10 protein-coding genes are annotated in these 15603 nt (G+C 37.0%); 7 read left to right on the forward strand and 3 right to left on the reverse strand.

What is annotated here, in order from left to right; all coding sequences use genetic code 11:
* Nucleotides 1-107: 107 nt before the first annotated feature.
* Entirely contained in the window at nt 108-923 is an 816-nt protein-coding gene (locus DIT68_RS09500; RefSeq protein ID WP_109359562.1) for a YceI family protein, read from the reverse strand.
* Between the two features lie 40 nt (nt 924-963).
* Between DIT68_RS09500 and DIT68_RS09505 the strand changes: the two genes are divergently transcribed.
* The 5 genes from DIT68_RS09505 to DIT68_RS09525 all read left to right on the forward strand — a co-directional run bounded on the left by DIT68_RS09505 (nt 964) and on the right by DIT68_RS09525 (nt 5586).
* Nucleotides 964-1452, forward strand: a complete 489-nt coding sequence (locus DIT68_RS09505; protein WP_109359563.1) for a hypothetical protein — start codon at nt 964-966, stop codon at nt 1450-1452.
* Nucleotides 1453-1480: 28 nt separating this feature from the next.
* On the forward strand, nt 1481-1894 hold the full coding sequence (locus tag DIT68_RS09510; RefSeq protein ID WP_109359564.1) for a lysozyme inhibitor LprI family protein: 414 nt from the start codon (nt 1481-1483) through the stop codon (nt 1892-1894).
* 113 nt (nt 1895-2007) lie between these two features.
* Complete coding sequence (locus tag DIT68_RS09515) at nt 2008-2598, forward strand: DUF3109 family protein (protein WP_109359565.1); 591 nt, start codon at nt 2008-2010, stop codon at nt 2596-2598.
* Nucleotides 2598-3443, forward strand: coding sequence for a class I SAM-dependent methyltransferase (locus DIT68_RS09520; RefSeq protein WP_109359566.1), 846 nt, complete (start codon nt 2598-2600; stop codon nt 3441-3443). The genes DIT68_RS09515 and DIT68_RS09520 overlap by 1 nt, the downstream gene beginning before the upstream one ends.
* A 52-nt stretch (nt 3444-3495) precedes the next feature.
* Nucleotides 3496-5586 (forward strand): alpha-ketoacid dehydrogenase subunit alpha/beta, encoded by a 2091-nt coding sequence (locus DIT68_RS09525; protein ID WP_109359567.1) that lies wholly within the window; start codon nt 3496-3498, stop codon nt 5584-5586.
* A gap of 208 nt (nt 5587-5794) precedes the next feature.
* On the opposite strand, the gene DIT68_RS09530 is transcribed toward DIT68_RS09525, so the two are convergent.
* Nucleotides 5795-7726, reverse strand: coding sequence for an AAA domain-containing protein (locus DIT68_RS09530; protein WP_109359568.1), 1932 nt, complete (start codon nt 7724-7726; stop codon nt 5795-5797).
* 73 nt (nt 7727-7799) lie between these two features.
* Here DIT68_RS09530 and DIT68_RS09535 point away from each other — a divergent pair, with 73 nt between their 5' ends.
* Nucleotides 7800-8369: a pentapeptide repeat-containing protein gene (locus tag DIT68_RS09535; protein ID WP_109359569.1), complete on the forward strand. Its 570-nt coding sequence runs from the start codon at nt 7800-7802 to the stop codon at nt 8367-8369.
* Between the two features lie 238 nt (nt 8370-8607).
* Here DIT68_RS09535 and DIT68_RS09540 read toward each other — a convergent pair whose 3' ends face one another.
* Nucleotides 8608-10092, reverse strand: coding sequence for a tail fiber domain-containing protein (locus DIT68_RS09540; RefSeq protein WP_109359570.1), 1485 nt, complete (start codon nt 10090-10092; stop codon nt 8608-8610).
* A 129-nt stretch (nt 10093-10221) separates the two neighbouring features.
* Between DIT68_RS09540 and DIT68_RS09545 the strand changes: the two genes are divergently transcribed.
* Entirely contained in the window at nt 10222-15339 is a 5118-nt protein-coding gene (locus tag DIT68_RS09545) for a T9SS type B sorting domain-containing protein (protein ID WP_109359571.1), read from the forward strand.
* Nucleotides 15340-15603 lie beyond the last annotated feature (264 nt).

Below are 15603 nucleotides of genomic sequence, written 5' to 3' on the forward strand. Positions count from 1 at the left end.
GTAATTAACTCAAAACCGACAAAATTATTATTAAATTTTGATATTTATTTCAATAAAACAAAAAAGCCAGAGCACGCCCTGGCTTTTCTGCAATAAATAAGGATAAATTACTTACAGTCCTTTTTTAGCTTCATCTCAAATGAAAGCGCTACATCTGGCCATAATTTCGATTCTGTATCACCATTTGCATAATCCGTGTGAAGATCTTTACATTCTTCATTAAGCGCTTCAATTCCTTTCTGTGCCTCCCAATCGTTCACATTAATTTCAGAATTAAAAGTAAATTTACCCCCTTCGTCAAGCGTGTAATCTCCATTCACATTTTTGGTAACTCCATTCATTTTAATGGACAAGGTTGCTACGCTGTTCTCTGCGTTTAATTTTAACACCTCTCCCGACAACATTTCAGTATTTATCGAACCAAAAAAGTATTCCTGAATCTTAGCATCCCTCCCTTTGTCCTTTGTTGCGATGCTTGAAATTGGAATTTCAAAACTTAAATTTTCGATCAATTGAACAGCACTTTCATTTTCCTGTCCACCACTCACATTAATTTCAGTAAAAGATCCTCCTACACCAGCTTTGCTTAAAAATTTAAACGCTGTAAAATTAAGTACAGTACCTTCATTCGAATAACTGTAAACACACTTTTCTTCTTGCTCAGTTACCACTTCAGCTGTTTCTGCCTCTTCTGTATTCCCTGCGCAGCTTGAAATCATCAATCCTGCCAATGCTGCAAATAAAAATTTCGTATTTTTTACCATATCTCTCGTATTTTCGATAAATATAGGAAGAAATGAATATATTTTACAAATTGAACTGCAGGGATTACATCCTTTGAAAAATAAAAGACCAATTTCAGAAAAGCAGATAGAATTCAAAACAGTATAATGCGCTATACTCAAAGCACTTACTTTTGTCATATCAGAATTTCGAATTACATTTACACGCTAAAACACAATTATGAAAATTTACTTCTTTTTATTTCTAATCGTATTTCTTTCTTTTGCTTGTACTAAAAATGAAGAAAACGGCGCTATTGCAGAAAATTCAGAGCTGGCCCAAAAATTACGAAGTTATCCAGAGACAATCCAAATTGACACTCAAAACTATGAGCTTTCTACTTTCATATGGCGTGATTTCTTCCCTCCTTCCGAACCCAATGGAAGCCAATTGGCTGCGCTGACTCAACTCATAGAAACGGATAGTTTGGACATTCCCAAATCTTTCTCTTTAGAACGGGTTTATATCATAAAAGACAATGAAATCTATACTTCAAAATATGAGACCACAGAAAAAAGTCCTTCCTATATCCTTGCGGGAATGGTGACTAATGGTCCAAAGTGGGAAACCAATACAAAAGTTGATGTGGTTTGTGTTTTTAAAAATGAGGAAAACAATATTTCGTATAAAATACAAGCGAAATCTCAATTGATCCATAAAACAGAATAATTGATTTCAGATAAAAACAAAGTCTATTATGAACTTACAACTTTCTAAAAGCTTTTCTTTTTTACTTCTACTCTTCTTACCGTTATTAGGGAATACGCAAGAAAAAGGCGATACAACTCATGTAAAAAACAACATGGAAGTTCGTGCAGAAATAGCATACAATGCTTCTAGCACAAGCAAAAATGTAAAACGGGTTTTTAATTCTATAATTTCACAATTGGACAGCCTTGAAAGTGAAGAATCGCAAGTTTTTAAACAACACCTATTAAATGCGAATGAAGCTTGGCAGAAATATACCGAAGAAATGTGCAAAATAGAAGATTACCTTTCCAAAGATGGTGCACAAGGAGGTTTAGCTTTTTACTTTTTGTGCAAAACAGAATACAATAAGAAGAGGATCCAAACACTAAACAGCTTAAAAACCAAACTTCATTTGGAATAAATGGAGGGACTCATGACTTTTTTTATCATTCTAAGATACTATCGGAACAGCTTCCATCAAACAATTCACACTATAATTCATGCAACATCATTTCCTTTCGGTAAATTTGCCGCATGTTAATAGAGATTGATGATAAAATTGTAACAGATGAGTTGTTTTCGCGCAAATTTGTGTGTGACTTATCGAAATGCAAAGGTGCTTGTTGTGTAGAAGGTGACGCGGGAGCTCCTTTGAAAGCCGATGAAATTAAAATCATGGAGGAGATTTTTCCTAAAGTTAAACCCTACATGACCAAAGAAGGAATAGAAAAAGTTGAGAAAGATGGCGTTTCTTATTTGGATGACTTTGGAGAACCAGTAACAAGTTTGGTTGAAGGCGGAGCCTGTGCATTCGTTTCTTATGATCCCGATGGAACTACGAAATGTACCATCGAGCAAGCTTATCGTGCAGGCGATGTAGATTGGAAAAAACCAATTTCATGCGAATTATACCCTATTCGTGCTAAAGAATACGAGAGTTTTACAGCACTAAACTATGAGGAAATCGATATTTGCGCACCTGGTTGTGTTTTAGGAGAATCATTAAACGTACCTGTTTATCAATTTTTAAAAGCTCCACTCACTAGAGCTTACGGAGAAGAATTTTACAAATCACTACAAATCGTCCATAAGGAATTGGAAGACCAAAACAAGAAGGAAAAATAATGGCTGAAAAAACATACAGTACGGATTGGTCGGATTACGAACTTATCGATGCTGGAAACGAAAAAAAGCTAGAGCGCTGGGGAAACATTGTGACTATTCGTCCAGAAAGGCAAGCCTACTTTAAACCTGTGATGCCTGAAGCCGAATGGAAAGCGAAAGCCCATTTAGAATTCGTTCCAAAAAGTAATACCTCAGGAAACTGGACAAGGCTTAAGAAAGTCCCTTTAGAAGATTGGAAAATCAATTACAAAGAATTGACATTCAAGCTTGAAACTACAAAATTTAAACATGTAGGACTTTTCCCAGAACAAGCAACGAACTGGGATTTAATTTCAAATCACTTGAAAAAGCCTGGAATGAAAATGCTCAATCTTTTTGCATACACCGGTGCTGCCTCAATTGCTGCAAGAGCTAAAGGAGCAGAAGTTACACATGTTGATTCTGTAAAGCAACTTATTTCTTGGGCAAAATCAAACATGGAATCCTCAGGATTAAAAGATATTAGATGGATGCATGAAGACGCACTAAAATATGCTTCTCGTGAATTTAAAAGAGAAAACAGATACCATTTAATTGTGATGGACCCTCCAGCTTATGGAATTGGTGCAAAAAATGAAAAATGGAAAATTGAGCAAAAACTTGAAGAATTAATTGATTTAGCTTCACATTTATTGCACCCAGGAGGATTATTGATTCTCAACACGTATTCTCCAAAGGTAAAGTTGAAAGAAATCAATTATTACGCGAAGAAAAACTTCAAAAAAGTAGAAGCCTCTGAACTATGGAAAAAGACATCTACTGGAAAAGATATGTTTTTTGGGCATTTGTTACGAGCGTATCGATAATGATAGAAAATCAAAAAAATATCATTATCTTAGCCATCCAAAAATACGAAATATGCCAAATACAAATACAGCCAAAAAAAACACAGTTAAGATCGATAAAACAACAGTACTCAAAGGATTTGAGTTAATGTGCACTGCAAAAACACTGGCAGAAAAGTATGAGGACAATAAAGAAATAACCAGTAAATATGTACACGCAACATCACGTGGACATGAGGCTATACAATTGGCTTTAGGAATGCAATTAAAACCTCAGGATTTTGTTGCCCCCTATTACAGAGACGACAGTATTTTACTCGGAATGGGAATTACTCCTTATGAGTTAATGCTCGACTTATTTGCTAAAAAAGATGATCCTTTTTCGGGAGGAAGAACATATTACTCGCATCCTTCTTTGAAAAGAGAAGACATGCCAAAAATCCCACATCAATCATCAGCTACAGGAATGCAAGCTATTCCAATGACAGGAGTTGCGATGGGAATGCAATACAAAGAAATTGAGGGATTAGCGGAAGATTTAAATGGCGAAAACCCAGTTGCAGTTTGTTCAATTGGAGATGCTGCTTGTACCGAAGGAGAGTTTTCTGAAGCGCTTCAAATGGCAGCCTTAAAACAGCTACCAATTTTGTATTTGGTGCAAGACAATGAATGGGATATTTCGGCAAGTGCAGAGGAAATCCGAGCACAAGACATGGCGTATTACGCGCGTGGATTTAAAGGTGTTGAGGTATTTTCTATTGATGGGTCTGACTTTGAAGAATCATACAATACCATTCAAAAAGTATTAAAATTAATTAGAACTGAACGTCGTCCGTTTTTAATTCATGCGAAAGTTCCATTATTAGGTCACCATACTTCTGGTGTTCGAAAAGAGTTTTATCGCGATGATTTAGACGACCATGCGACAAGAGATCCTTACCCAAAAATTAAAGACCTCGCTAGGTCAGTTGGAGTTGATGAAGCGGATTTGGTGAATATTGAAGCGAAGACTAAAAAGTTGGTTGACCAAGTTTACGAAGAAGCTAAAAACGCTGAAGATCCAGACCCAGCAAGTATAACAAATCATTATTTTGCACCAACGCCAATCACCGAAGAAAAAGGTGTGCGTGAGCCAAAAGGAAAACAAAAAACCGTAATGGTAGATTGTGCTTTGTTTGCGGTACGTGAACTAATGGAAAAACACCCTGAAGCCCTATTGTACGGACAAGATGTTGGAGCTAGACTAGGTGGAGTTTTCAGAGAAGCAGCCACTTTAGGAAAGAAATTTGGAGATAACCGCGTATTTAACACTCCAATTATGGAAGCTTTCATTATTGGAAGCACCGTTGGAATGTCGGCTGTAGGATTAAAACCAATTGTTGAAGTTCAATTTGCCGATTACATTTGGCCTGGACTGAATCAATTGTTTACAGAATTGAGCCGAAGCAATTACCTTTCGAATGGGAAATGGCCTGTAAGTTCTGTAATTCGTGTTCCAATTGGAGCTTATGGTTCTGGAGGACCTTACCATTCTTCAAGTGTAGAATCTGTTGTTACAAACATTCGTGGAATTAAAGTGGTTTATCCTTCTACTGGTGCAGATTTGAAAGGATTAATGAAAGCAGCTTATTACGATCCAAACCCAGTTTTACTTTTAGAACATAAAGGTTTGTATTGGTCGAAAATAAAAGGAACAGAAGGCGCAATGTCTGTTGAACCTGATGAAGATTACGTTGTTCCAATCGGAAAAGCAAGAATCGTTCAAGAAGCAGATCAAGAGAAAATTGACAGTGGAGAAAGTGTTGTCATTATCACTTACGGAATGGGAGTTTATTGGGCTACAAAAGCAGCAAAAAACCATCCTGGAGCAGTTGAAATCATTGATTTAAGAACATTGAGTCCATTGGATACCGACACTATTTATGCAGCAGCGAAAAAACACAGTAAAGTGATGTTGGTGACTGAAGAATCTATCGAAGCGAGTTTCACTTTGGGATTAGCGGGTAGAATTCAAAGAGAATGTTTCGAGTATTTGGATGCGCCAGTTTCTATTGTTGGTTCGATTGACACACCAGCAATTCCTTTACACAGCGACTTAGAATTTGCTCTGTTGCCTAATGCAGATAAAGTTGGAGAGGCACTGCAGGAGCTATTTGAGTATTAAGGAAGAAAAATTACGCAAAGGTGCGCCGAGAGGCAGAGTTACGCGGAGATAAAAATGATAAATAAAGTAGAGGATTCATTCTCTACTTTTTTTTGTTTAAAACTTTTACCTCTTTACTTCACGTTCCCTTTCTATCTTTTTCTCTGCGAATCTCTGCTCCTCACCGTAACTGTTCGTAATTTTTCAAACTTCTCCCCTAGTATATGGTTTAAAAATTAAGTTCAAAAACACTTCGATATCCTCTTATCTCTTCAACATATTCAACAAACTCCTTATAAAATTTATCATTGGCTAAGGTTGCAGAGTCTCCTATGACGATTAGTTTCTTTTTGGCTCTGGTAAGTGCGACATTCATTCTTCGATAATCTGATAAAAATCCAATTTTTCCTTCGGGATTACTTCTCACTAGACTTAAAATAATCACATCAGCTTCTTGACCTTGGAAAGAATCAATTGTGCTTACTACAATATCCTTCAACTCTTCTTTTGCTAATTCAACTTGACTCGAATAGGGTGAAATAAATACCGCCGATTGTCCTTTTTCTATCCAGTTTTCCGCATTTTCTCTTACTATTCTTAATTCTTCGGGATTTGAAGTACTTCGACTATTTTCTTGTCTTTTTTCATCGAAACCTGCGCCGGCAGTATCATAGAAAATCATAGATTCCGGAACAGAGGCTGCATGACTTTGCAATTTTCCCTCGTAGAAATAATTAGATGAAAAACCAGCAATTTCTGGAGTCATTCGGTACTGAATTCCCAACAAATCACTTTGAACACCAGCGTCAATTGCTCTTTCTAAAACTGAAGTAGACAAACCTTTTCTAGCCGCCTCTTCGCTGATCACGGTTGGTGGAAGTTGCAAATGATCTCCACTTAAAATCGCACGATTCCCTTTCTCTAAAACCAACCAAGCCAAAGGCTCTATGCATTGCCCAGCTTCATCTAGAAAAGCCACATCAAATTTCTTATTGAGTAACATTTTGTCCATCAAGCCAATTGGTGTTCCCAAAATCACATCCGCAGCATCAAAAAACTGAGCCAAATAAGCTGAAGATAAATTCTTAATCTGATCGCGAATTGCATAAACTTCATTAAACAAAAGTTTACGTTGTTCTCGTTCTGATTTCCCAAAACTGCGCTTATATTGATGCGCCATTTTACGGTATTCTGCTTCTTGAATTTTTAATCTTTTTATTTTCTTGCTGTATTTGTCATCGCTCAAAATTCCTTCTGGCGTATGCTCCCAAACCACTTTGTTGACTTTCGCAGTGTTCCCTAAACGCAAAACTTTCAATCCGCTGTTCAGTAGTTGCTGCGCCAAATGATCCACGGCTGCATTACTAGGAGCCGAAGCCACAATGCTTAACCCTTGCTTTCGTAGTGCTTGAATTAGCGCTACAATTGTAGTGGTTTTCCCAGTTCCCGGAGGTCCGTGAATAATTTGTAATTGCGAATCACACATTCCGTTCTCCACCGCTTTCACTTGAAATTCATTCAAATGGTCTCCAACATTAATGTTCAATTCAGCATTTTCAAGCTCTTTTTGCTTTTTTATTCCATGGACATATTCAAAAAGCTGTTTAATTGCTTTGTCTTCACCTTTAACAATGCGTTTTAAAACACCATGCATCATCTGAAAAGTGCGATTATCTGGCAATCTTTTAATTCCGATATTCTTTTCGTCAATCCAATCTGGAAAATCGTCGGTGTACAGTAAAACTTCTGCTTTTCTATCTGAAATGGAAAGCAATTGCCCATTACAAATTGCATTTGAAGAAGGCAGGAAAACAGCCACTGGAGTTCCTTGACTATAAAAAGAATTATTGACTCCCCCCGGCGTATGAAAAGTCACAGTAATCACAGGCTGATCTGTATATCCGAAGCTTTTATTTTGAATTTTCACAGGATGAAGAATTGCTCCTTCTTTCCGTAATTCTTTAAGAGAAACATCCTTTTCAAACCATTTTTTTTCTTGCGTTTCCTCTTCCAATCGCAAGAGTTCTCTCATTTCCTGAATTACCGTATTCACCTCCATAGTTGAAATTAAATTTTCCTGCACGAAAATAGTTAAATTCCGAGGAATCGCCTCAGAGTGGTGAAGGTGAAAAGTGAAAGAACAAAGATTAATTCCGCCCATGCTTTATTTCCATTGTTTTATTTGCTTTCACTTACTCTTCGCTTAACTTTGTATTTAAACCAAAACGCAAGAAATGGCACATTTTGTTGAAGAAGAAACATTCGAAAAAGAAGATTTTACCTTAGAATTCTTAGAGCGAGGAGATTATGAAATCTGTACTTTTAAAAATTGTAACTTTTCGAATTCTGATTTAACCAATATCCGTTTTATTGATTGTGAATTTATTGATTGTAATTTAACTGGTGTTAAGCTAGGTGGTGCAGGACTTCAAGATGTTCGGTTTAACAATTGTAAAATGCTTGGAATTCAATTTGATGAATGCAGCGATTTTCTTTTTCAAGTATCTTTTGATAATTGTCAGTTGAATCACTCCTCTTTTTTCTCCAATAAATTGGTCAAAACTTCATTTTCATACTGCAAATTACAAGAAGTAGATTTTACCGATTGCAATTTAACTTCAGCCCTTTTTGATGAAAGTGATATTTCTGGAGCAACATTTACCAATTGTACTTTAGCCAAGGCTGATTTTAGAACAGCCATCAATCTTTCTATTGACCCGGAAAAAAACAGAATGAAAGGAGCGCAGTTTTCTCAACAAAATGTAGTGGGATTACTGAATAAATATCAGATAAAAGTAGAATGATTTTAAAACATTAAAAAATTACGAATCCAAAACCTCCTCACACTCCATCAACAAACAAAAATCGTTATCCGAAGGGATGATACAAGGGCGATTCGCAAATCGTCCCCTGCTCCATCATCAAAGCAAAGATCATCAATCGAAGAGATAATGTAAGGACGATTCGTAAACTTAGCGAAGCGATCTCATGACCAAAGGGAGTAATCGTCCCCACCACATTATCAAAGTCAAAATCCCACTACTACCTAACAATCATTCGCTTAGACATAATCTCTTGTCCGTTTCTTGTAAGTGAATAAATAAACATTCCTTTACCAATCTCAGAGGCCAAAACTGTAACTTCTCCTTTGCTTTCGTTAATTGGATAATCCTTCACAAATCCTCCGTTTAAGTTGAAAATAGTAATTGAAGCTTGATTAACCTCAGGCGCCAATTGATAACGAATCACCGTTCTATCATTAAAAGGATTTGGAATGTTTTGCTCCATTGAGTAATCTGTTAATTCACGACTGTCTTGAACTAGACTTTGTCTTATTTTGTCGTTGGCTTTGTATTCTGCTAACTCATCGCGCACTGCTGAAAGTTCTGTGTTTAATTCTTGAATTCCAGCTGTTAATACAGAAATTAATCCTGTATAGTTGATTGCTTTGTAAGATATATCTGAAACTATTTTACCGTCTTCATCAAAAACCGGTTGAGTTACGTCTTTGGTTAATTCTGGGAATACTTCTGCCATTTCTTGTGAAATGAAACCGTGTTGGTCTAATTCCGAAAGCGCAATACCATCTGTTTGGTTGTAGGTATATGTCACAGGTCTAAGTAACGAAATTCTCTCAAGAGCGCTTTTCTCATTCACAACATTTTGTTTCAATTTTCCATCGGAAACTGTGAACGTCCCAGCTGTTATCATTACATCACCATTGAACATACCCGCAAATCGATTACCACCTGTACTTCCTGCATCGCCTAAAATTGCTCTGCTGTTTGTAGTATTAGAATTTGTTCGAGCATGCACGCCTATTGAGTTTTGTGAACTAATGACGCTTGCAAAAATGCCCGTTGAACTTTGACCTTGATCAACATTTATTTTCATTCCAGTACCTGTGTTTACATGTCTTACTCTAATTTCGGCTCCTATATTTGAGCCTATGCTAGATGACTGGTTGTCACTAAATATTTTAAAGCCTAATTGACCCCGAGTAGCAATACCTACCTTAGGTGAATCATCAAAATTATCATCGAAAGGATTTCCTAACCGGTCTATTTCCCCAAAATATGTATTACCCTGTCGAGGTGACATTGAAGCTACCAAGGTATTTGCTCCTGGACTACCTGGACTACCAAAACCGTTACCAACCCGGAACTCTAAATAATCCGCTGTTGATCCACCATCGTGAATCCATTCAATACGAGGCTTATTTGGAGTGGCACTTGTGTAACCCATTGTTAAACCTTTATTAGCTTGCTGAAAACGCATTCCGTAAAAAGTTTGACCTGAAGTTATTTCGCCCAATGCAAACCATTGATCATTAAAGCCAAAGGCTGTTCCTTGAGTTACTATTCCTGGTAAGAAACGAAAAACCTCGTTTGTAAGAAGTTGCTGTGTTGCAGTGGGAGGCGTGGCTGGCGCCGTGAATGGTAAAACAGTTCCATCAGACCGATTTTGAGCATGCATAGAAGTTAAGGATAAAAGTAAAGTTCCTAAAAAAATAAATTGCTTTTTCATAATGTGATTTTTTATTGTTCATTCGAAGCTAGATAAAAACACGCTTATATAAACAATTATTAACATATTTTCAATTGTTTTGTCTTGAAAGCAACATTTAAAGTCAGGGCAATTATATATTTTTGTTTTATGAAGTCTTGGTTTTTGGAAATTTTCAGCTTTTTACTGCTTGTAATAATTTTACCAAGTACATTGTTTGCTCAGACTCATGTTACCTTAAATCTATTCCAGCAATTTAATGGCAAATTTGATTACACCATTATCGGGAATACCCACAACGCCTTTGATAATTGGCAAACTCCCCCTCCACCTTGCCAAATGTTAACGAGTTCATCCGCAACATTAAATCTGTCCGCCGCTCAAAATGTTGTCGGTGCTTTTTTAATTTGGAGTGGTATTGAAGATGGTTCAGGAACAACCGTTACTCTAAATGGCATTGTCCAAACCCCTGATTTTATTAATTCAATTAATGTGAATCCTTCATCTTTCTCACCATTACCATATTTTTCTGCCGTAAAAGATATTACAACATACGTTCAAACTACTGGTAATGGGTTATACAACATCAGTAATTTCAACTTAAATCCTTTGCTGTCAAATTATTGCTCAAATGCTGTTTACTATTCAGGCTGGAACATTATAGTTGTTTATTCCGACCCTTCCGTAACTAACACTCAATTAAATATATACGATGGATTTAGGTTTGTTGGAACTGGTCAATTAGGTTCAATCACTTTCCCAATTAATAATCTTAATATAACAAATACCACAAATGCTAATATGACATTATTATCATGGAATGGGAGTTCAAGTTTATTTTTAGCACAATCAATTTTAATCAATGGTGATACTTTAAATAATTCTCAAAACCCCTCCAACAACCCTTTCAACAGCACAAATAGTTTTACGGGAAGCAATAGCAGTTGGAACATGGATGTGGATACTTATGACATAAGTAATTCGATTAATGTTGGCGATGTAAATGCTACAATTGTAGTTAACGCCTCCTACCTCCGCTTCATCTCCAACATCATCACCTCCATCCCCTCCGAACTCTCAGACGCCACAGTTTTTTTTGATACCATCACCGGTCAAGAACTTTGCGACAACCAAACTTTAAACATAGATTTCACAGTCCTAAACATAAATTCCAACGACACTTTACCACAAGGAACACCCATTTCTGTTTTTGTAAACGATAGCATATTTTTAGGAACTATTCTCACTCCCTCAGATATTCTAATCGGAGATAGTTTAGCAATGTCAACAAGCGTTACTATTCCAGCAAATGTAGCCAGTCCTTTTGATTTGAGCGTTATTGCCAACCAAGATGCTACGCAATTGGGCATTATTGCAGAAAGTAATTTAACCAACAATTCTGCAGATACAACACTGAGTTTAATTCCAGTTATAACACCAATTTTCGATTCTATTCCGCCTGTTTGTCAAGGAACAAATTTAGTCCTGTCAACTACTTCTAATAATGGTATTTTAGGAACTTGGTCGCCAGTTTTCAATACTCAAGCAACTACGATATACACTTTTACGCCATCAAGTTTATTCTGTGCAGATACAGTTCAACTTACCGTGCAAATTGTTCCAGAAATAGCTCCAACTTTTACTTTACCAGATTCTATTTGCATAAATGATACGCTTGTTTTTCCAACAGTTTCCAATAATGGAATAAACGGAACTTGGTCGCCCGCTTTTGACAATCAAAACACAACAACTTATACTTTTACACCAGATTCTTCGGGGGTTTCAGCAAATTGTCCTGCAAGCGTTCAACAATTAATTGAGGTTATTCCGCAAACTGTGCCTAGTTTTTCTTTTCAAGATTCGCTTTGTCCGGGCGCAAGTTTTACATTTCCAAATACTTCAAACAACGGAATAATTGGAACTTGGTCGCCTGCTTTTGACAATCAAAACACAACAAATTATACATTTACGCCAGCTGCTAATTCAATTTTCAATGGCTGTGCAGCGAGTATTTCAGAAACGATAACTATAATTGACATTATAAATCCAACTGGAACAGCACCAGCAGACTTAACACTTCAATGCATTGGAGACGTTCCTCCTGCCGATGTAAATTTAAGCACTGATGAGGCGGATAATTGCACTGCTATTCCAACGGTTACTTTTGTTTCCGATATTTCAGATGGAAATAATTGTCCAGAAATAATAACAAGAACTTACAACATTGCAGATGATAATGGAAATGATATTGATGTAATACAAACCATAACCATCAACGACGATACACCTCCAACTGCCAGCAATATCTCCACAACTGTTCAATGTTTATCGGATGTTCCAGCGGTAGATATTGCAATAGTTTCGGATGAAGCGGATAACTGCACAGTAAATCCAACAGTGGCATTTGTTTCTGAAAGTACCAATGCAAATATTTGCAATGGTCAAGAAATCACACGTATTTACAGCGTTACAGATGATTGTGGAAACAACATAAATATTACTCACACAATTATTGTTGATTCTTATACTCCAACTTTCACAGTTTCAGGACAAGGAACAAATTCTTGTAATGGAACAGACGGAACAATTACACTTTCTGGATTAGCTCCAAATACCAATTATTTGATGAGTTTTGATGGTGGAACGACAAATCCAATTACTACCAACGCAGCAGGAAATTACGTTATCACTGGACTTTCTGCTGGCTCTTACACCAATTACACCATTTCAGATGCCGATTGTCCTTCATGTGCAACCACAGAAAATGTTTCCATAAACATCAACGATCCAACAGCCGCAATTATCGGCGCCGGTCCTGATGCACAATATTGTGAAGGAACAACTGTAATCTTAAATGCCTTTAATCCTGAAAACGCAAACATATCGTGGAATAATGGAATTACCGAAGGAGTTGGCTTTGTTCCGCCAGTTGGTGTTTCATATTATACCGTAACTTCTGAAAGGGTAAACTGCTTTTCTTCAGATCAAATTATGATTACCGTTTCACCAGCAATTACAGATATTACTTGTCCATCAGATTTGACCGCTTCATGTGCTATTTCAGAGCAAGCACCTTACGCTGATTTCAATGCATTTACTGCTGCTGGAGGTTCTGCAACAATTCCAGTTGGTGGTGTTATTGATTCTTCCTCATTTATGCTTTTAAGCGAAGTCTCTGACGGAATTACTTGTCCGGAAACCATCACAAGAACTTATCAAATTGCTGATACTTGTGGAGTTACTTTAACATGTACTCAGAATATTGTAATTAGCGAAATTATTCTTCCTAATGGAACCGCTCCAAATGACACAACAGTTCAATGTATTGGTGATGTTCCTCTTCCTGATGTGAATTTAATCACGGATGAAGCAGATAATTGTGCTGATATTCCAACAGTAACTTTTATCTCTGATGTTTCAGATGGAAATACTTGTCCAGAAATCATTACAAGAACTTACAACATTGAAGATAAATGCGGGAATAATATTTATGTGGTTCAAACGATTACGATAAACGATACTATTCTGCCAACCGCTAGTAATCCTGATACGATTTTTGTAGATTGTTTGGCAGATGTTCCACTTCCAGATATTTCCGTGGTGACAGACGAAGCAGATAATTGCACGGCAAATCCAACAGTGGCTTTTGTTTCTGAAACTTCCGATGGAAATACATGTAACATTGAAGAAATCACAAGGATTTACAGCGTTACTGATGATTGTGGAAATACGATTGATGTTACGCAAACAATTGTTGTAGAAGTATCTGACCCTGTGTTTACCCTTTCTAGCACAAATCCTACAACATGCCAAGGAAACGAGGGCACAATTACACTTTCAGGCTTAATTCCATCTTCAAATTATGAATTGAGTTTTGATGGCGGAACGCCGTTTTCGATTACCACTGATGGAACTGGAGAATACACCATTACTGGATTAGTTGAAGGAACTTACACAGGTTTTACACTTACAGAATCGACTTGTTCAACGTGTAGCACAACCCAAAACGTAACGATGACATTGACTGATCCAATCCCCCCAGTTGTAAATGCCGGAACTGATGTTGTAGCATGTGAAAACGACATTGTTACTTTAACAGCATTCAATCCAGAAAACGCAAATATTTCGTGGAATAATGGAGTTACTGATGGTGTTGGATTTGTTTCTCCTGTTGGAATTTCGACCTACACTGTCACCGCGGAAAAAGTAAATTGTTTTACCACAGACCAAGTTCAAGTTACTGTTAATCCTTTGCCAATTGTTGATGCTGGAAATGATTTTACGGTTTGTGATGGAGATGAAACTACGCTTTCAGGAATTGGTGCAGATACTTATGTTTGGGATAATGGTGTGTTTGATGGAGTTCCATTTACGCCGAGTTTGGGGCTCCAAACCTATACTGTTGTTGGGACATCAATTTTTGGATGTGAAAACACAGACCAAGTCGATGTTGAAGTCATTACTTCACCAGAAATCTCATTTACAGCGAACCAAACAATTGGCTGCGCACCGCAGGAAATCAACTTCATTAGCACTTCACCTGGAGTTGGAAACCAGTGTCTTTTCTCCATTAGCGATATCGCCCAAGTTTCGGGTTGCAACGTAAATTATGTTTTTGAAGATGCTGGGTGTTATGACGTCACGCTGCAAGTTGAACTTTCAAACGGCTGTACCGATGATTTCACCGTTTCAGATTACATTTGCATTGACGATTACCCAATTGCAGATTTCACAGTAAATCCAGAAGAAATCACCAACATTTACAACGCGGTAGAGTTCACCAACACATCTTCTGGAGCAACAGCTTATGAGTGGAATTTTGGAGATGAAAACATTTCAAACGCAATTAACCCAACCCACGAATATTCAGTAAACACCATCAAAGAAAAAGCTATTTTTGATGTCCAACTCATCGCAACGAGCAACTTAGGTTGTCAAGATACTTTCAATTTAGACCTTCCATTTTTCGAGGAATTGGTCTATTTTATTCCAAATAGTTTTACGCCAGATGGAAATGACTACAACCAAACCTTCAAGCCCGTTTTCACCTCAGGATTTGATCCCTTAGATTACAAATTGCAAATCTATAACCGTTGGGGAGAATTGATTTTTGAAAGCAATGATGCAAATTATGGTTGGGACGGCACTTATGGAGCGAGCAAGATAAAATTTGCCCCTGAAGGCGCTTATGTTTGGAAGATCAGCTTCAAAAAATTGCGAAACGAAGAAAGCAAAGAGATCATTGGGAGTGTGAGCTTATTGAGATAATCGGATCATCATCCCAACAAAAAACATTGATCGAAGAGATAATGTAGGGACGTTTTGCAAACGTCCGTACCAGATTATCAAAGAGAGATCATTATCCGAAGAGATAGTTCCAGAACGATTCGCAATCGTCCCCACCACATTATCAAAGAGAGATCATTATCAATAGAAGAAATAAATATCCCCAAAATATCCATTTTCACGGCATCAAATATTTCGACTTTAGCAAATAAAATATACTTTTACCTATTACACTCATAAAATCAG

It is taken from the genome of Brumimicrobium oceani, from assembly GCF_003143775.1.
Taxonomy (GTDB): domain Bacteria; phylum Bacteroidota; class Bacteroidia; order Flavobacteriales_D; family Crocinitomicaceae; genus Brumimicrobium; species Brumimicrobium oceani.